Annotated in this window: 21 protein-coding genes; 5 read left to right on the top strand and 16 right to left on the bottom strand. The window is 41.7% G+C overall.

Going from position 1 to position 18,637, the window contains the following annotated elements; translation table 11 throughout:
* Positions 1–103 precede the first annotated feature (103 nt).
* From mnhG to BLR53_RS11965, 8 genes are all read right to left on the bottom strand, one after another.
* Positions 104–484, bottom strand: a complete 381-nt coding sequence (gene mnhG / locus BLR53_RS12000; RefSeq protein WP_074589974.1) for a monovalent cation/H(+) antiporter subunit G — start codon at positions 482–484, stop codon at positions 104–106.
* The gene (locus BLR53_RS11995; RefSeq protein WP_037438726.1) at positions 477–752 is read right to left on the bottom strand and encodes a cation:proton antiporter; all 276 of its coding nucleotides are present in this window, start codon (positions 750–752) and stop codon (positions 477–479) included. Before BLR53_RS11995 ends, mnhG begins: the two co-directional genes overlap by 8 nt.
* Positions 749–1,231, bottom strand: a complete 483-nt coding sequence (locus BLR53_RS11990) for a Na+/H+ antiporter subunit E (protein ID WP_074589971.1) — start codon at positions 1,229–1,231, stop codon at positions 749–751. The genes BLR53_RS11995 and BLR53_RS11990 overlap by 4 nt, the downstream gene beginning before the upstream one ends.
* Before the next feature lie 19 nt (positions 1,232–1,250).
* The gene (locus tag BLR53_RS11985; protein WP_037438722.1) at positions 1,251–2,762 is read right to left on the bottom strand and encodes a proton-conducting transporter transmembrane domain-containing protein; all 1,512 of its coding nucleotides are present in this window, start codon (positions 2,760–2,762) and stop codon (positions 1,251–1,253) included.
* The gene (locus BLR53_RS11980) at positions 2,759–3,112 is read right to left on the bottom strand and encodes a Na+/H+ antiporter subunit C (protein ID WP_037438720.1); all 354 of its coding nucleotides are present in this window, start codon (positions 3,110–3,112) and stop codon (positions 2,759–2,761) included. Before BLR53_RS11980 ends, BLR53_RS11985 begins: the two co-directional genes overlap by 4 nt.
* Positions 3,113–3,114: 2 nt before the next feature.
* The gene (locus tag BLR53_RS11975; RefSeq protein WP_074589969.1) at positions 3,115–3,525 is read right to left on the bottom strand and encodes a Na+/H+ antiporter subunit B; all 411 of its coding nucleotides are present in this window, start codon (positions 3,523–3,525) and stop codon (positions 3,115–3,117) included.
* A gap of 1 nt (position 3,526) precedes the next feature.
* A complete protein-coding gene (gene mbhE, locus BLR53_RS11970) occupies positions 3,527–5,827 on the bottom strand; it encodes a hydrogen gas-evolving membrane-bound hydrogenase subunit E (protein ID WP_074589966.1) in 2,301 nt (766 codons plus the stop codon).
* Between the two features lie 153 nt (positions 5,828–5,980).
* Complete coding sequence (locus BLR53_RS11965; protein WP_074589964.1) at positions 5,981–7,105, bottom strand: sensor histidine kinase; 1,125 nt, start codon at positions 7,103–7,105, stop codon at positions 5,981–5,983.
* Between the two features lie 226 nt (positions 7,106–7,331).
* Between BLR53_RS11965 and BLR53_RS11960 the strand changes: the two genes are divergently transcribed.
* Together BLR53_RS11960 and BLR53_RS11955 are read left to right on the top strand one after the other, a co-directional pair.
* Positions 7,332–7,958, top strand: coding sequence for a carbohydrate-binding family 9-like protein (locus BLR53_RS11960; protein ID WP_074589961.1), 627 nt, complete (start codon positions 7,332–7,334; stop codon positions 7,956–7,958).
* A gap of 10 nt (positions 7,959–7,968) precedes the next feature.
* Positions 7,969–9,258 (top strand): sugar MFS transporter, encoded by a 1,290-nt coding sequence (locus tag BLR53_RS11955; RefSeq protein WP_074589958.1) that lies wholly within the window; start codon positions 7,969–7,971, stop codon positions 9,256–9,258.
* Between the two features lie 35 nt (positions 9,259–9,293).
* Here BLR53_RS11955 and BLR53_RS11950 read toward each other — a convergent pair whose 3' ends face one another.
* The 7 genes from BLR53_RS11950 to BLR53_RS11925 all read right to left on the bottom strand — a co-directional run bounded on the left by BLR53_RS11950 (position 9,294) and on the right by BLR53_RS11925 (position 14,295).
* Positions 9,294–10,043, bottom strand: coding sequence for a thioredoxin domain-containing protein (locus BLR53_RS11950; RefSeq protein WP_083332068.1), 750 nt, complete (start codon positions 10,041–10,043; stop codon positions 9,294–9,296).
* Between the two features lie 43 nt (positions 10,044–10,086).
* Positions 10,087–10,440: a serine hydrolase domain-containing protein gene (locus BLR53_RS20235; protein WP_280513385.1), complete on the bottom strand. Its 354-nt coding sequence runs from the start codon at positions 10,438–10,440 to the stop codon at positions 10,087–10,089.
* Entirely contained in the window at positions 10,437–11,231 is a 795-nt protein-coding gene (locus BLR53_RS20230) for a serine hydrolase domain-containing protein (RefSeq protein ID WP_280513384.1), read from the bottom strand. The genes BLR53_RS20235 and BLR53_RS20230 overlap by 4 nt, the downstream gene beginning before the upstream one ends.
* An 88-nt stretch (positions 11,232–11,319) precedes the next feature.
* On the bottom strand, positions 11,320–11,808 hold the full coding sequence (locus BLR53_RS11940; protein WP_074590201.1) for an FKBP-type peptidyl-prolyl cis-trans isomerase: 489 nt from the start codon (positions 11,806–11,808) through the stop codon (positions 11,320–11,322).
* A 71-nt stretch (positions 11,809–11,879) separates the two neighbouring features.
* Positions 11,880–12,527: a DUF6266 family protein gene (locus tag BLR53_RS11935; protein ID WP_074589956.1), complete on the bottom strand. Its 648-nt coding sequence runs from the start codon at positions 12,525–12,527 to the stop codon at positions 11,880–11,882.
* Between the two features lie 21 nt (positions 12,528–12,548).
* Entirely contained in the window at positions 12,549–13,172 is a 624-nt protein-coding gene (locus tag BLR53_RS11930) for a DUF6266 family protein (RefSeq protein ID WP_037438708.1), read from the bottom strand.
* A 529-nt stretch (positions 13,173–13,701) separates the two neighbouring features.
* Positions 13,702–14,295 carry a DUF1543 domain-containing protein gene (locus tag BLR53_RS11925; RefSeq protein WP_074589954.1) on the bottom strand — a complete coding sequence of 198 codons (594 nt, stop codon included), beginning with the start codon at positions 14,293–14,295 and terminating at the stop codon, positions 13,702–13,704.
* 106 nt (positions 14,296–14,401) lie between these two features.
* Between BLR53_RS11925 and BLR53_RS11920 the strand changes: the two genes are divergently transcribed.
* Complete coding sequence (locus BLR53_RS11920; RefSeq protein WP_201771358.1) at positions 14,402–15,655, top strand: MFS transporter; 1,254 nt, start codon at positions 14,402–14,404, stop codon at positions 15,653–15,655.
* On the opposite strand, the gene wrbA is transcribed toward BLR53_RS11920, so the two are convergent.
* Positions 15,652–16,854: an NAD(P)H:quinone oxidoreductase gene (gene wrbA, locus BLR53_RS11915; protein ID WP_074589952.1), complete on the bottom strand. Its 1,203-nt coding sequence runs from the start codon at positions 16,852–16,854 to the stop codon at positions 15,652–15,654. The genes BLR53_RS11920 and wrbA overlap by 4 nt on opposite strands.
* A gap of 94 nt (positions 16,855–16,948) precedes the next feature.
* Here wrbA and BLR53_RS11910 point away from each other — a divergent pair, with 94 nt between their 5' ends.
* Both BLR53_RS11910 and BLR53_RS11905 read left to right on the top strand, forming a co-directional pair.
* Positions 16,949–17,731, top strand: coding sequence for an AraC family transcriptional regulator (locus tag BLR53_RS11910; RefSeq protein ID WP_074589949.1), 783 nt, complete (start codon positions 16,949–16,951; stop codon positions 17,729–17,731).
* A gap of 89 nt (positions 17,732–17,820) precedes the next feature.
* A complete protein-coding gene (locus tag BLR53_RS11905; RefSeq protein ID WP_176763537.1) occupies positions 17,821–18,588 on the top strand; it encodes a DUF2625 domain-containing protein in 768 nt (255 codons plus the stop codon).
* Positions 18,589–18,637: the final 49 nt, after the last annotated feature.

Genomic DNA, 18,637 nt, shown 5'->3' with positions numbered 1-18,637 from the left:
ATCTATAATACCGTCAGCCGCGCGAGAACAAATATATTTTTTCTAGATCTGATCTGATATAGCTGCACACACTTTGACACAACAATGATTGAATGTATCTCTTCTATACGTTTTTGTCCTTTTCTTCGGTTGCTTCACTACTCAGTTCATGCGTAACGTCATTGTATTTGCCCTCAAGATCATCAAATAATGTGTGCTTCCAACGTTTGTTTCCCGTAAAATGAGCTGCCCGGCCGATCATATGGGCGGCGACAGGCGCTGTTAGCAGCAGAAATAGAATAATTGCTAATAATTTTGTTGTTACGGCAGTTTCCGAAAAATAAACTGCAGCACTCCCCAGAACAAGCCCAACGCCTAGCGTGGCAGCTTTAATGGTTACTGAAAGACGAAGATAGAAATCTGGCATCCGCAAGATGCCAATCGAAGCGATTAGTATGAATAAAGTACCCAGCGTACTTCCCGCCATTATCAGAATATCACTCATTTTTTTCTCTTTTTTCAAGGTAAAACGAAAACGCTACGGTTCCCAGAAAACCGATGAGCGCCATAATAATTGCAACGTCCAGAAAAGTCGGCTGGTCGGTAACCAGGCTATAAATTGTGATAATAGCAATTCCGATAGTCAGCAGCAGATCCAGTGCGACTACCCTGTCCGCAGTATGTGGTCCTTTCAAAAAGCGAATAAACACCAGTAAGACCGAAATACACAGGACGGGTAAAATAATATAATATAAAAATGTGTATAAACTCATCGTAAAATAGCTAATAACTTTTTCTCAAATCCATTTTGCAGATATTTGATAAAACTCTCTTTATCTGTCATATACATTACATGTATATAAAGCACTTTTTTATCATTGCTGACGTCCAGAATTAAAGTGCCCGGTGTAAGTGATATAATATTTGCAAGCAGATTGATCTCAAATTCAGAGGTGGCAGTTAACGGAAACCTGACAATAGCGGGCTTCATAAAAAACTTAGGTGTAACCACGTCATAAGCCACCTGAAGGTTGGCTTTGATCAATTCATAAATAAAATAAAATATGAAACTTATGATCCTCGGTATCCTGTCAAAATATTGTTTAGATGCCGAAGTATTGTCTCTGGACATCAGCATCAGTATAAAATAGCTGAGAATAAAACCAAAGAAGAAATTGACGAACAGAAAACTCCCGGTTAGCCCTACCCAGATAAAACTGAGCATCACATTCATTAAAAACTGCTTAATCATAATGTAAAGAGTTTAAAGGTTAATTTTTTGGTTCAAATACCGCATCAATATAAGGCTGGTGGTGGAAGAGCTCCGTAGAAATTCGCTCCGCCAATACTGCAATATGTTGTGCACCGAACCCCATATATAAAGTAAGCGCTGTAAGTGCAATAACAGGAATAACCAGTAATTGCTTTTTAAAATTACTTAAAGCATCAAATCCCGCAGCTTTCAGATCTGTTACAACCATTGGTTCTTTCCAGAAAACTTCAGCCCATAATTTCGCTATTACATACATTGTAATGAAACTTGCAATTAAAATAGAGGCAAGCAGTATATAGGAACCGGAATTCAAACTTTCGCTAATCAGGTACAGCTTTGGCCAGAAACCAGAAAGCGGAGGAATTCCCACCAGGGAAAAGAAGACAGCTGCCATAACCAGGGAAAGCTTTGGATAACGCCTGTAGATGCCCCCAAGTTCCGACATTTTATAAGTACCGGCTATTTTATAAATCAGTCCGGCTATTAGAAACAAGTTTGTTTTAATAACGATGTCATGGAAGAGATAAAACAAAGCTCCAGTCATTGCTTGCTCCGTATATAAGGCCAGCCCGGCCAGCATATAGCCGATATGACAGATAATAAGATAAGACAGCAATCTACGAATATCCGTTTTACCCAGGGCACCGAGAGCCCCTGTAACCAGTGTTGCACCGGCAACAAACAAGAACACACCTTTTAAAAATGAATCCGGAATATAAATCAGTGTAAATACACGCATTAGCGCATAAATTCCAACTTTAGTTAACAAACCACCAAAAATGGCTGCAATGGCAGAAGGTGGTGTATTATAAGACGATGGCAACCAAAAATACAGCGGAAAAACTGCAGATTTAATACCAAATCCGACAAAGAAAAGTATAGCAGTTACATGCACCAGCTCGCGGTTTTCTATATCTGCAATCTTGATCGAAAGATCTGCCATATTCAGACTTCCCGTAAGGCCGTAAAGTATGCCTATCGCGGTTAAAAAGATAACCGATGCCAGCAGGTTCATGGTTACGTAATTGATTGCACCCTCCAGCTGCGGTTTTCTCCCCCCCAGGGTCATTAGTACAAAAGAAGAGATAATGATAACCTCAAACCAAACGTACAAGTTAAAGATATCTCCGGCCAGGAACGCGCCGTTTAGTCCCATGAGTAAAAAATGTACAATCGGAAAATACCCAAATTGTATCCTGTTTTTAGTAATTCCGGCGCAGGAATATATAGCTACAGCCAAACCAGCAATTCCAGTCAGCAGCATTAGGGTCGCCGATAAGGTATCTGCTGCAAAGGTAATTCCAAAAGGTGCTTCCCATCCCCCGCCCTGCATAGTTAAAATACCAAGGTTCCAGACTTTCATCCAAAGACCGAAAGCTAATAATACAATTACAAGATTACCGGCAACACTGATTATTTTCTGCGCCCTTACTTTTTTCCAGCAAAAGATCAATAAAATGGCAGTCAGCAAATGCAGCAGTACCGGAAGAATAATAAATGGATCTGTCATATGTCCTGATCGTCTGAATTAAGTTGGTCCAGGTCATCAGTACCTGTAACCAGATATACTCTTTTTAATAATACAATAGCGAAAGCCTGCAGTCCAAAACTGATGACAATTGCTGTTAAAATCAATGCCTGCGGAATGGGGTCAGAATAAACCCCTTGCAGAGAACTGAAATCCCGTGGGATTACCGGAGGGTTACCTTTATTAATATCCCCCACTAGAAAAATAAGCAGATTAGCACCATTACCGATTAGGATTAACCCAAGCAGTAACTTTACCATACTCCTTCTAAACATCATATACGTACCTGATGCGTATAATAAACCGATTAGTAAAACAAGTAGAAACTCCATAATTAAACACTTTCAGTTATGGTGAATAACATCGTCAGGGTCACTCCAAAAACCACGAAGTAAACACCAAGTTCAAAAAACAGTGCCGAGCCGATCAGTCCGATCACCGGGACAGGTTCATTAAACCAGAGACCTGTCATTAGAGATTGTCCGGCAAACATAGGTACTACAGCACTAATTAGAGACAGCGACAGACCAATCGGAATAAACACACCCGGATGAATACGCAGGAATCTCCTGGTTTCTTTTAACCCATGGGCGAAGGAATGTAAAACAAAAGCGATTGCTGCTACAAGACCGCCAACAAATCCACCACCTGGTTCATAATGACCACGTAAGAGTACAAATACCGAAAAAAGTATCAGCATAGGCAGGAGGTAATTGGAAGCAGTTCTTAAAATGATTGAATTCATATTATTCCTTTTCTGATGAACTTATTTTTAATTTAAGCATACTGTAAACACCCAGGGCAGCTATTGTTAAAACTGTAATTTCAATTAGTGTATCCGAACCCCTGAAATCTACAAGAATAACATTTACGACATTTTTACCTTTAGCCAGCGAATAGGCATTATCGGCGTAAAACCGGCTGATTGTTTTATGTGTAGGTTCCTGTAGTACCAGGAAAGCAATCATAGAGATTACTCCACCAAAAATGGCGGAGATAATTGCGTCTCTTATCTTGATCGCTTTATTAGTCAGTGTTAGAAATGGCGGTAATTTCAATAGTATAAGCATGAATAATACGGCTGTCAGCGTATCTATAGTAAACTGAGTCATAGCCAGGTCTGGTGCTCCATAAAAAACAAAAAGCAGACAGATACTGTATCCAACAATACTTAATGAAATGATAGACGTTAATCTGGAAGAAGTAAACATCAGTACAAAAATTGCAGAGACCATCATAACAAGAATCACTACATCGTACATACTTACCGGTGTCATAGTACTGAAATCTATCGAATTCGGAATAAGCTTAACCAGCTTCCAGCACAGTAATATAAGCAGGAAAGAAATGATCGTGATCATATAGTTCCGCAGATAGCCATTTTGCAGTTTGCAGGTAAAATAATGTGAAATCTTTTTGATGCCTTCAGCTAAGCCGAGGAAGAAACTCCTGGCTGAAAATGGCTCAAACCTATCCATAAACTGCAATTGAGAATCGGCAGGCTTCCGCAGCAGATAAAGCAAGAAACCTCCCACCACGGTTACTCCGCTAAGCAGGAGTATCAGGTTGAACCCATGCCACAATTTAAGATCGGGTAAAGCCGGATTCCCACCGGCAGCCGAAACAACTGCATTGACCAGCGGACTACTTAATGCAGGAAAAAACCCAAAGAACAGACTAAGCACAGCCAGCAGTGCTGGCGGCCCCCATAAAAGGAAACCAGGTTTAGCAGTATCGGCGTAAGCTTCCGGTAATGCCCCTGCAAACGGCCTGAATCCAGCGATATAACCAGCATAAGACAAAAGAATATTCGCAACAAGAACCAGTCCTGTGAGCTGTATAGCAAGCATTCCTGTATGCATGGTCGCCTCATAAATAAGATCCTTCCCGATAAACCCGAAGGTAAACGGAATTCCAGCACTTGATAATGCAGCAATACCAGCAGCGATTGCTACCGGCATCATTATTTTACGAAGACCACTGAGTTTAGTCAGATCACGGGAATGCACGGCATGATCAATAATACCGGTACATAGGAACAATGCTGCTTTATAAAGCGCATGAACCAGAATAAATACCGCAGCAGCCAGGAAAGACTCCGTTGTACCTATGCCAATTAGCAATACAATAAGGCCGAGTGCAGCAATTGTTGAATAAGCAAGTACGCCTTTCAGATCTGTACGGAACAATGATTGAAAAGAAGCATATAATAATGTAAACCCACCTACTATCATTAGCGTGTAGTTCCATAAAGGCTCTCCGCCAAGCACCGGACTCAATCTGAACAGCAGGTATATACCAGCTTTAACCATGGTTGCGGAATGCAGATAAGCGGATACTGGTGTTGGCGCTTTCATGGCCCCTGGCAACCAGAAATGGAACGGGAACATAGCAGATTTTGTAAATGCCCCTGCGAAAACAAAACACAGCATCAATACGTATGAACTATGCTGTTTCAGTGTAGCTGATGCAGCTGTTAATGCTTGAATAGAGTAAGAACTACCCACATTACCCATCAGTAGAACACCGGCGAGCAGTAAAAACCCTCCCCCGCCTGTGATGGCCAGCGCAAGCACAGCGCTCTTACGTGACGCTTCTTCTTTTGTATTCCAGCCGATTAGAAAGAAAGAGCTGATACTGGTCAGTTCCCAGAAAATAAACAGTACCAGGAGGTTGTCAGACAATACCAGCCCAAGCATGGCAGCCATAAACAGACTTAGACAGCTAAAGAATTTATGTATCTGGCTTCGGTCAGAAAGATAGGCAGCGGCATAGATATATACCAGCGTTCCGATTCCTGTAATCATCAGACTGAAGAGCATGGCGAGCCCATCCAGTTTAAAGTCCAGGTTTACGCCCATTGCGGGAATCCAACTATATTTAAACAGAATTTCTTGTCCTCCTGTTACCTCAGGTAACCAGGTAGAAAAGTAGATCAGCAATGAAAGTGGAAGAAATGCAGGAATGAATCTTAACCAGCCATTTTGAAGCCTGAAAAACAGGAATAATAAAGCAAATAATATACCTGAGAGTACGGCTATGAGCATAGTTTAATCAATAGATTTCAGTTTTAATATTTCGTGTGTCGTTTTCAATATATGAATTTCCATTGAAAAATCAGGCATTAGAGGCCGATTTACACGAATAAACAGAAGTTTTTAAGATTATCTGTCACTTACGTGACGAAAGCTCTATAGTAGTTAAATGTACCGTGGCTGTCCCATCGGCAGGCTGAACCAAAAAGTACTACCTTCTCCCTCAACACTACGCACGCCGATTTCCCCGCCATGCTTTTTGATAATTTCCGAGCAGATATAAAGACCTAATCCAAGGCCGGTGTACTGGCCGCCTTTACTGTCGACCTGGTAGTAACGCTGAAAAACCTGACTGACTTTTGCTGCAGAAATACCAGGACCCTTATCAGTTACCGAAATCACAGCATATCCCCGGACCTCTTCTACCTCAAGTAGAATAACACCACTGTCAGGCGCATATTTAATTGCATTGTTGACCAGATTAACCAGCACCTGCTCGATTCTCAATGAATCTGCATAGATACTCAATGAACTCCTATCCTGTATTACCAGTTCGCATCCGGCATGTTTTGCCACGATCTTACAATCTTCTGTAAGTAAGCTAACTGAAAACCATGATTTTCTGAGCTGCAGCTGCGCGGCATTGTACTGACTGGCATTTAAAAGATCATTGATCAGGAATGATACCTTATCGGCACTTTTAATCGCTGTATTTAAAAGAGCCGTTACTTTCTTATCGCAGGAGACACTTAACATTTTGTCTAGAATCTGCAAACTGGCCTTAAGGCTGGTAACCGGGGTTTTCAATTCATGACTAGCTATGCTTATAAACTCTTCTTTTTGCTGCAACGCTGCAATATGCGTGTCAATATCTGCACATAATCCAAACCATTTCTGCACTTTCCCATTTTGTTCTTGATAAGGAGTTGCGCTGATCTGATACCAGACAAATACCTGCTGATCATTTTCCAAACGTGCCTGCACCTGTAATGGCACTTCGTTTTCTATACTTTTAAGCCACGCTTTAATCAATGTTGCTTTGTCCTGCTGGTGTACCCTGGACAAAATGATCCGGAAATCCACAGAATGGGTGCCCAGGTTAAAATAAGAAGCAAACCGCTGATTAACATAGTCAATTTTACCATCTGAATCGGCAGTCCAGATTAAACCAGGTAACAGGTTCGCCAGAAAATGGAAATGTTTTTTTTCCGCCTCTGCATGTTGCTTTGCTGCCAAAAATTGGTTTTGATAGCTGAACCTGCGATCTGAGTTTAATTCGAATAATGCCATTCATTTGAGTTTTAGTGTATAAACCAACATCTTAAAGATAAGCAATTAACTGATTTTCAAGATATTCATTTCATTCAATTGCCCCTTTAAAGCAGTTTTGAGAGGCAATTCTATTTTTTTCGCTGACATAGTGTATAATTTCAGTCATTTAATTAAATTGGTAAAATGAAAATTACGCAAGCGTTTGTGTAAATCATTCTATATAATAGATGTATATATTTGATAAATGAAGACACTAACCGTGCCCTGTATCCCTGCCGGCAAGCCATTGGAACAATTCCTCTATGACTCGGCCAGCAGCTTTATTGATCAGCAACCCTGGCCATCCGGGTCTTCCGTTCCTCAGGCCGTTTTCAGTATCGCTTACCATAACTCATCTATTTTTGTGCTTTTCCAGATTAGCGAAAAAGAGATCAGAGCCGTCAACACGGCTGTTAATACACCCGTCTATGAAGACTCCTGCGTAGAATTCTTTCTGCAGCTGCCCGGAGAAAATAGTTACTATAACTTTGAATTCAATTGTACAGGTACCGTTCTGGCTGGTTACGGCCCAGGCAGAACGCGGGAATTACTTCCCGAAGAAGTTGCCTCCCAGATCAGGCGAACGGTAAAAATTACCCGGGGAGCTGAACTGACCGGCATTAGCTGGGAACTTATCGCTGAAATTCCAACAACTGTATTCTGCAAACATGACATACCAACTTTCGCAGGACTGACTTGCAAAGCTAATTTTTACAAATGCGGCGATGAGCTAACTGAACCTCATTACCTTGCCTGGAATAACATCCAGACAGAAGAACCTGATTTCCACCTGCCCGAATATTTCGGACAGCTAACATTTAACCAAATATAAAATCTGAAACATGAACCAACACTCTACTACTTTGACACAGCCGTCCCCCAAAGCAGGCATACCGCCAATTGCAATTATCGGTATCTTGTTCTTTATATTCGGCTTTATCACCTGGCTGAATTCAGTATTAATTCCATACTTGAAAATTGCATGCGAATTAAATAATTTCGAATCTTACCTGGTGGCATTCGCATTTTATATTGCTTATCTGGTTATGGCAGTTCCGTCAGCTATGGTGCTCAAGGCAACCGGCTTTAAAAAAGGAATGTCTTTCGGGTTGGTTGTAATTGCACTGGGTGCCTTAATCTTCATACCCGCAGCGCTAACGAGAACTTATGGACTATTCCTGCTTGGCCTGTTTGTCCAGGGTACGGGACTTGCCTTACTGCAAACCGCATCTAACCCATATATTACTATTCTGGGGCCATTGGAAAGCGCAGCCAAACGAATCAGTATTATGGGTATCTGTAATAAAGTTGCGGGAGGTATCGCACCAATTGCGCTGGGCGCGGTAGCGCTAAAAGATGCCGATGCACTAACGGCGAGACTGCATACCTTAACTGAAGCCGTAAAAGCTGAACAGCTGAATGAACTGGCTACAAGAGTAATTATGCCTTATATTATTATTGTTATTGTTCTTCTTATTCTGGCAACCTGGATCTATTTCTCGACCCTTCCTGAGATTGATACCGATAAGGAAGATGAAAGTGTGGCGACAGCCAACGTAGGGAAAACTTCTGTATTACAGTTTCCACACTTAATTCTGGGTGTAATCACTTTATTCCTTTATGTCGGTGTAGAAGTTCTGGCCGGAGATTCGATTATCAGTTATGGCGTTTCACAGCATATTTCACTGTCCACCGCAAAATTCTTTACTACCTGCACGCTCTTCGCTATGATTGCCGGATATATTGTCGGGATATTATGTATTCCAAAATACTTCTCACAAGATAAAGCATTGGTTGTTTCGGCTATTTTAGGAATTGTGTTTGCACTGGCAGCGATATTTACCCATGGATATGTTTCTGTATTATGTATTGCATTCTTAGGATTCTCAAATTCGTTGATGTGGCCTGCAATCTGGCCGCTGGCATTAGCAGGCTTGGGCAGGTTTACCAAGGTAGGTTCTTCCCTTCTGATTATGGGTATAGCAGGGGGTGCAATTGTACCATTGATTTATGGTAGTCTTGTAGACAAATTTAGTGCTCAGGAAGCCTATTGGATACTGGTGCCATGTTATGCCTTCATCTTATTTTATGCGACCGTCGGACATAAGATCAGAAGAAAAATAACATCATAATCTACAAAAGAGGGCTTCTGGGAAGGGCCCTCTTTTTATTTTTTCAGCAGTTCGATCAGCCCGATCAGCTCTTTTTCAGACTGATACCCTGTAACCCTTTTTATTTCAACACCATCACGATAGACGGCAACTGCTGGAAGTCCTTCTATTTTAAGTGTTTTAGCCAGGTCCTTAGCTTTATCTACATCTACCCTTTCTATGGCAACATCTCCCTGGTACTGTGTTTTCAATTTAGCCAGTGCAGGCTCCATTTTCTTACAGGGAAGACACCATTCTGCATAAAAATCTACCAGTAAATATTGATGCGCGGCAAGCAGTTCATTGAAATCTGCTGCCAGATAAGAATCCCCTTTTTTTACATTACCAGTTTCCACAGGTAAGTCATTTTGTTCCCAAGACATGATACCGCCTTTCAGTTCAGTTACCTGGGTAAAACCCAATTTCTCCATCTGTTTTACAGCCGCTGCACTTCTGCCTCCTCCTTTGCAATAGATGTAGACCGGTGCATTTTTATCTAGCTTTGCCAGCTGATCTTTGAACTGTTCAGCATTAAAATTATAATTCACAGCATTCTTCAGGTGTGAAGTTTTAAACTCATCAGGCGTACGAACATCAATAAGCTGAGGCTTTGAGCTAGTGTTAAGCTGAAGTTGAAATTCTTCTGCAGAGACAACATTAATACCGGTTTGGGCAGAAGACGTCAGCGTAATAAAACAAAGTATCAGCAGTTGAAAAACAAACCATAACCTACCACTTTTATCTTTCTGGAACGGGGATATTTTCATGTAATTATATTCTTCGGGTTTAAACTATTAACAAATTTAAACATTATTCCAAGAGGTTTCTGTAAAGACTCCACGCTACTTGTTGCAAAAATGGATTCAAACCATCTACCTCGTCTACATTACAGCCATTAGTTACCGCCACGATACCGAACTGTTCCTCAGGTTGAAACATCATCATACTATAAAGACCGTAAGCCGATCCGGTGTGCCCTTTAAGTACCTTACCTGGTATCACATCCCTTCTGGTCATTAAAGCCAGTCCATAATGATCTGAGAAGGGAACTTCAGTCTGCATAATTTTTTCACTTTCCGGCGAGATGATAATCCCTCCGGGATATTTCCCTTTGTTCATGTGCATAGCCATATACGCCGCAAGATCCGGAACCGAAATCTTCATTCCTCCGGTTGGAGAAAATACTGGTGTGTTATACCCCTGAATGTAGGTGCTGATCTCTTCTGTACGCGGGCTATATGCGGCGGGGCTGCTAAAAATTTCCGGGAAACACTATCGAACTCGTATAGCGTAGTAAACAAGTTCTTATCCAGGGAGTCAATGTTGTAACCTCCCTTAATTTGAAGTGGGCGAAGAATATGATTCTGGATATACCGGTCAAAACGTTCGCCCGAAAGCTTTTCTATAACGGCACCAGCCATATTAAAATTGAGATTGCAATAAGCATAACCTTTGCCGGGTTCATACGCATCGTAACATTTCTCCCAATCCGGATTCTTTTCCGGGTTGATAATATCAAAGTTGAAATATCCCTGACTATCATTAATACTGGAGGTATGGGATAAAACCATCCGCAGTGTAATTGGGGTTTGCGGAAATTTCGGGTTTCTCAGGCGGAACCCTATGAGCTCGCCAAAATCGGCATCCAGTGAAACCTTGCCCGATTCAACAAGCTGCATAATTGCTGTAGCAGAGAAAGATTTGGAAATTGATGCGATTCTGAAAAGGTTATTCATTGCCAGACTGGTTCCGGCCTCTCTGCTTTTCAGACCAAAAGCATGCTGATAGATAATTTTACCACTTTTCACAACAGCGACGTTAAGTCCTATTGCCTGAAACTTTAGCATTAGTTCCTGCAGCTCTTTTTCTACCGGCTTAGATTGTGCAGCCAACTTCTGCGCAGCGATAGAAAACAGAATGATGCTGGCAAGGGTGCAAATAGAAATACGGTTCATATCAAAACAATTGTTATTGAAGGTACCGGATTTAATGCAGTTTACAAAGCCGGCTGAACGAGGCAGCCGGCTTTGTTATTTTTTAATTCTAGTTATTAATTACATCATCCAGGTGAACGGTAAAATCCAGCACAGAGCTAGGTGGAATGGATCCCGCTGAAGAGTTACTATAACCATATTGAGACGGTATTAACAAACGGATCTTACCACCTTTTTGAATCAGGGGAATGCCTATCTGCCAGCCTGCAATTACTCTTCCAAGCGTAAATGATATCGGCGTGCCTTTTGATTTATCGAAAACAGTTCCGTTTAATAAACGTCCTTCGTATTCAGCGGAGACTTTGGTATCAATGGTATACTTTACATCACCTTCACCTGGATCAATAATCTGGTAGAAAACTCCGGATTCATGTTTTATTGCCGGAATCTCATTCTCCGTAATAAACTTACGAATTAACGTCGTGTCGGTGATAAACTGTCCGGCATGATCGAAATTATCGACAGCACCGAACTTTTTACAGGATGCGAAAGCTGCTGTTATAACCACAAACAGCAACAAGTATTTAATCTTATTCATTGTTCCAAATATAGCAATTTTATCAAATTGCTTTCCGGGAAGAACCTGATTAACCAAAAAAGCAAGATGCATTAGCGAATGACAGTGTAATTACCTGTATAAAAAGACGACGAGACTTCTTTTCCACTTTCCGAAATTACAAACACCCAGATATGAAAATTCAGATCTGACATAAATTCAGGCAGCTGTAAACTGAGTTCACAATCCGATCGTTTACCCGCAGATTCCTGCAGGTATGAAATCTCTTTTTCCTGATTATAAAAGAGCAGACAAACCTGATCTTCCCCGGAAACACCCGATTGCAGATATCTTTGCTCAAGCCAGGTGAGCTGCATAAAATTCCCTTTTAATGCAGTTACTTGTGTCTCATACAGACAATCCAGCTCTCCGTCAGCTATCAGCACCTTTGTATAATCCATGAGAACACCTCCTTCGGCATGCTGAAAGATATTGCGGAGAAAATTTCCTATTGCCCGGTTTTGTACCGTCATACTGGTTTTTCTATCCCTGTAACCCAGGGATATTACCGCTCTGACCTGACTGAGAAACCTCGTAGCCAGAATAAATTTCTCTTGTTGAAGCATTTGACTGGCAGAGGCTTTTAATTTCCTTTTCCCAGGCCTGCGTTTTACAACAGGAATGCCACGCCTCTGGTAAAGTACCAGCTCGCCTAATTTACCTTCAATGCGGCCAAGCTGACCAGGTATATATTTTGCCATTGTGATTCCTTTAAAATTATTTTACCAGATCAGACGCCCTGTATAAACACTGTCAGAAACAGTCTTATGATTAGAAGATATAAATGTTAAATAGGTTTCAATTACCCTTGGTATTGCAAATTTAAGCGGTATAAAGATCTGCTTGCCCTCATTGCGGTTTGCCCCGCTTAAAATAAATTCAGCTTTCTTGATTTCCGGGAAGTACACCAACAACATTACTTTATCATTCCATAACATCCCATTCCGCGTATTCCCAGGATTCCAGCTGTATTCCAGACGATCTTTTTCGACCTTCAATTCCAGGTTATCTACCGGCGGCAAATCTCCCTGACTGAGGCAGAGTGAGCTGAAATCTATCTGCTGTTCGGGGTATAAACCTCTTATCGCTTCTTTTCTGATCCGGGAACTTGCAATATTCCAGGCATTGTCCTTCTTTAGGGCCGCAGCAGGTTCAAAAGTAATTTCTATGAAATCCTTTACTGTTTTCAGAAACGCTGTACTGATCCGGGTAGCCTCACGTACCGCCAGCTGCCCTATACTTTGTCTATCTTTAAATAAACCGACACCCCGGGTTACTCTTTTATTGTTTAGCATATAACTAACTGTTCTTGCAGATTCAGTTATTGTTTTATTTTGTTTTGACATGTCAACTCCATAAGAAGGTTAAATTTTGAAGATAATTATTAACCCAATATAATTATTATTTATTTAAAGTTCATAATAAAACGGAATTTATTTCTTTATTAGACAGGGTTGATATACCCTTGCGATACCCTTGGTATACCCTTCCTTTACCCAAAGGGTATACCAAGGGTATCGCAAGGGTAAAGGAAGGGTATACCAAGGGTATCGCAACCCCGAAGGAATGCAAAACAGTTACAAATTGAAAAAAACTCAAAATTAACCTTTAATTATAAAAGAAAAGGAGCAAAGTTTTTTAAACATTGCTCCCCAAAAATTAAATACAAATAGATATTTTCTATTTTTTCCGCGTAATATACCGCTCTTGATGACTGGATTCAGGAATCATTTTACCTATCGCTTCTGCAACCTCAACAGGCAAATCAGATTCCAGAATATCTGCGCCCTGCTTAAAAGTATCTCTGAAATGCTCAGCTCTGGATGCGGCATCAGGAAGTTTATCATAGGTCGGTGCGGATGCCGTCAGCTCCGGTCAAAGTTTAACCAGACTGCCCAGTTTCAAATATCCCAAATGAATTTCATCCTCTTTTAAGCCCTCAGCCGGTTGTAGCACAATCCGGTACTTAGCTTTCTGCCCCGGGGCGAGGATATCTTCAATTTGATAGAGATCGTCTACATCAACGCCATATTTATCATCGATATGAGAGGTAGCCCCTTCAAAATGATTCTCTTTAAAAAACAACGTATCCTTCGCAGTTCTGGAGGCCTCAGCCATACTATCCCTAACAGTTAGAATGGGGTAATGCTGTTCTTCAAATTTATTCCGCTGATAACCGCCAAGATTTATAAAGAATAATCTGGAATGCTGTTCTTCGGCCGGCTGCCCTGAGTTTATTTGTATTGTGACTTTAAAACCTTCCACGGTATTTACTTCACGCCATGCATCTATATGGATTTTCTCACCTGCTTCCAACCAAAAGGCTTTAATTTCAGGTACCAGATCTTTCAAATGCGGAGCAATCCCGAAAAAGTAATCATGCTGTTCTACATGTCTCCCCGGAGCTTTTGAGCCTAATAAAATCATAAATAATTTAAGTTCTGTATCTCTCGAAGTCTGATTTTCCATTTTTTAAATTGTTTTTTGAGTCTTTAAAACAGGGCAATTTAGTAAATAGTTTAATCTGGTAATGGGATGAATTGATTAATTTTACTGCGATTTACTGAGCATCCTAATGATGAATACATCCAAAACTACCCCGCTGTCTTCTACCCCTAACATCTATATTATTGCCTGGTGTTTTGGCTTACTTTTCTATTTTCTGGACTACGTGATACGTTCTGCCCCCGCTGTAATGATCCCGGAACTCTCACAGGTTTTTGGTGTAGACACCGGTGGCCTGATCTCCATTATAGGAACTTATTATATTACTTATTCTACTGTCAGCCTTATCGCCGGAATAGCATTAGACAAATTCGGCGCTAAATATTCGTTGTTCACCGGCACGCTCATCCTGGGAGTCGGCTGTCTGCTTTTTGTAATTTCCAGCCAGTATGCAGGAATTACAGGACGTTTACTTCAGGGCGCCGGCTGTGCTTTCGCGTTTCCGGGCTGTGTATATCTTGCATCAAAAGGATTCTCCCCGCGATCACTCGCCACCGCCATTGGCTTTACCCAGTGTGTTGGCATGCTGGGTGGATCTGCGGGACAGTTTGTAGTTGGCCCTTGGCTCACAGCCGGACTCAGTCAGCAAACCTTCTGGATCGGATCTGGAGTAGTAACCATTCTGGTGGCTTTTGGATTGCTGCTGACTATCCCAAAACCTACTGCACAGGAACAGCCGCCACAAAAGTCTAAACGTCTTGTCGGCTTACTCGACCCCTATAAAGTCGTCTTTTCTAACCCTCAATCCTGGTTATGCGGTCTGATTTCAGGATTGCTTTTTGCACCTACAACTATCTTTGCAATGACCTGGGGTGTTGCCTTCTTCCAGCAGGATAAAGCTTTCACTTTTCATCAGGCAGCCATTGCCAGCTCTATGATTCCATTGGGATGGGTGCTGGGTTGTCCGCTTCTGGGCTTCATAACCGACAGAATAGGCAAACGCAAACCGGTGCTAATTGGCGGTGCCTGTCTCATGATTTTAGCGATACTTCAGATTCTGTTTCTGCCAGACTTATGCAGTATATATGTATCAAACTTTATATTCGGTGTGGCATCGGGAGCTGCGATGATACCCTACTCGGTAATCAAAGAGTCTAATCCTGACGAAGTAAAAGGCAGCGCAACTGGTGCGATAAATTTTATCACTTTTGGAGTAACCACACTGATCAGTCCTGTTTTTGGAAAGCTTTTCGGAAAAACCCCTGTACTGGAAATGGAAAAATCATTGCATTTTCAGTACTCTGCATTTTTCTGGATAGCAGGCATTAGTATTGCCATCATTTTAAGTTTACTGTTAAAAGAAACAGGAAAAGGACAGGACTAATCCTTTAATTCGAATATTGCCTGTATTTCAACCGCTGAATTTAAAGGCAAAGAGGAGGCTCCTACAGTTCCTCTGGTATGCATACCGGATTCTCCCATAATTTCAACAAGGAGATTTGACGCTTCATTCATTAACACTGCATGATTATCATATCCGGCGGCTGTATTAAAAAAGCCGGTTAGCTGAACTGCCTGTCTGACGCGGTTAAGGTCTCCACCTGTTGCCTGCTTTAAGACGCTGAGCACGTTCAGCATGGTTTGCCGGGTCGCTTCTTTGGCCTGCTCCTGCGAAACGTCGGTTCCGATAATACCGGGATGGGCTATTTTTCCATTGATCAAGGCTACCTGATTAATAAATACCTGATTTCCGCTGATCCGGTAGGGTTTATAATTTCCCACAGGTGCTGGTGCCTCCGGCAGTTCAATATTTAATGCTTTCAACTTTGCTTCTATTTGATTTTCCTGCAAAGCCGGAACAATTTCAGCTGTTGCTTCTGAAGTTAGCCGATGTCCTTTCGCAGCTTTTGCTAAGGCATAACCCTGCAATTTGGCAATTTGCAATTCTCCTTCTGAAGGTCTGGGACTCATTTTATTTCCGGTAAGGGAAGAGGCTCCGAAAACAGTGTTCCCCTGAGGTACAGACTGGTCAATTTCCGAAGTGCCGTTAATTCCTACCGGTACGATCAGCATTCCATGTACAGCCAGCGTATTCCAGAAAGAGAGAATTGCGCCTTCCCTGCCTGCTCCGCTGCCTGCCGACATAAATACTGTTGCAGGGACACCTTCTAGTTTTCGCTGCGTCCAGATCGTAACTGACTGATCCAGAAAATAGCGCATATCTGCAGTCATATTACCAAAGTGTACTGCAGAACCAAAGGCGATGCCATCGTACAGCGGCAATTCATTAATTGTCGCATAGGGCACAGCAGCAAATGACTTTGTCTGCTCATCTTTCAAGGCCATAATTCTTGGCACTTGTTTGAGAATAGCTTTTGCTCCGGGATAGGAATTTATACCCCTTGCTATGGCCTGTGCCATCCGGTAGGTGCTTCCATTTTCTGAATTGAACAGTACCAGAATCTTGATTTGTGTGTTATTTGGTTTCATATAGTTGGCTGCTTGAGTGAAATTACCAGTTAAAACTAAGCTTAGACAGCCTAGTACAGTAAAAACGAACTTTATAAAATGACTTGATTTCATAGTATTGGATTAAAAAATTTAACAGGACAAAGCTCGCACTAATGATTTGTCAATTAATATCTATATTTGCCAATAGCATGTTATAATACGACATATGGAGCGCGCGAGATTCTGCCACCTGACAGTAGATAGTATAGAAAAAGAAGCTTATGTGTGGCATGAGGCCGACTGGCAGTTTTCCGACGAGTGGCATGCGCATGAAATGGGCCAGCTGATTTATGTTGAAAAGGGCGTTCAATACCTCCACACAGCCGACAGGATCTATTTATTACCGACTCATCATTGTGCCTGGGTTCCGCCGGGTTTATTACACCGGACTTCCGCACCGGTAAACCCCGTATATCTGCGGTGCATCTTTTTTAGCAAATCCGGAACTGATCCTTTTTTTCAGGATCTGAAAATCTTTCACACCTCCCCAGTACTCCGGGAAATGATCTTATTTACACAGCAATGGTCCAGGCTACAGGATTTTGACCCACTGGAGGCTGATTTTCTAAAAGCACTGTCCGGAATTTTACCATTTACTTTTCAGTCTTCCCTCCCATTAGTGTTACCTGTCCCGCAAAATCCGAGGATCAGGACCATGATCGATTATCTGACGGAACATTATTTCCAGGAAATAAAGATTCCGGAAGTGGCCGCCCGTTTTAACTTGTCGGCACGAACCATGGAAAGGTTATTCAAGCAGGATCTGGGAATCACGGTTGCCGGTTATATCAAGCTGTTTAAGATTATAAAAGCTGCCGAATTGCTGTCTAATCCAGGTGAAAATGTCAAAAGCGTCGCTATTCAGGTGGGTTATGATAGTGTCTCAACTTTTAGCAATACCTTTTTCAAAGTACTGGGAATCAGACCCCAGGAACTGATTCCGACCTAACATATCCGCTAATCAAAACGAAAACACATTTTCTATAGAATATCATTATATATTTGGGCTTTATAAATTAGTCATCCTATTCCGACCCGATGAAAAGCATTATCCAATCTCTCTCTATATTATTTATAATCTTGTTTACCTTCCCTTCATTCGCTCAGCAGAAACTGCAGAGTATCGAAGAACTAACTAGTTCCGCTGATCCTGCCTGGCCTCTTGTTCAGGAATGGCTGGCAACAGCGAAGAATAAAGTGGAAATTCTGGAAGTTACCCCCGGCCTGGCTAAAACGGCTCTATTTAATGCGCAGGTTTCTACATACTCAACATTAGGTGCAGTTATTTACAATACCGGTGGGATCATGATCGATCAGGGCTGGCTGAGGATTCTCGGCTCCGGGAGTATCAGGCTGAACCGCTCAGTTGCGGAATGGAATAAAGGAAAAACGATTAAGGCCTATGGCGACAACCCGAGTTACCTTTTAGTTGCCGATGATGCAGTAGGTGGTTTCTTCGCCATTAATTATGGTGCTTTTGGTGATGATCTTAAAAACATCTATTACCTCGCTCCAAACAGCCTGAAATGGGAGCCTCTGCATTTAGGATACAGTGAATTTATCCTGTTTTGTTTTGAAGGCGATCTTTCTAAATTCTATAAAGGTCTGAGATGGTCGAGCTGGGATCAGTTTATCGCAAATCTGGATGGCAGTAAATCCTATAACTTCCGTCCTTACCTGTGGTCTGAGGAAGGTACAGACATTGAAAAATCTACCCGTAAACTGGTGACTACAGAGGAGCTGTATAAGTTTAATATCGTCAAACAAAAGGAACTCAATCCGCAGAGTATTATCGAAATGCCGTAATTAAAGATTATCCCTTAAGAATTTGGATCAGGTCTTCGTTGATACAATA

Origin of the sequence: Pedobacter antarcticus (assembly GCF_900103515.1) — a bacterium.
GTDB classification, from domain to species: Bacteria; Bacteroidota; Bacteroidia; order Sphingobacteriales; family Sphingobacteriaceae; genus Pedobacter; species Pedobacter antarcticus.
Note: the sequence above shows the minus strand (reverse complement) of the source record. Positions and strands in the feature narration are given on the sequence as shown.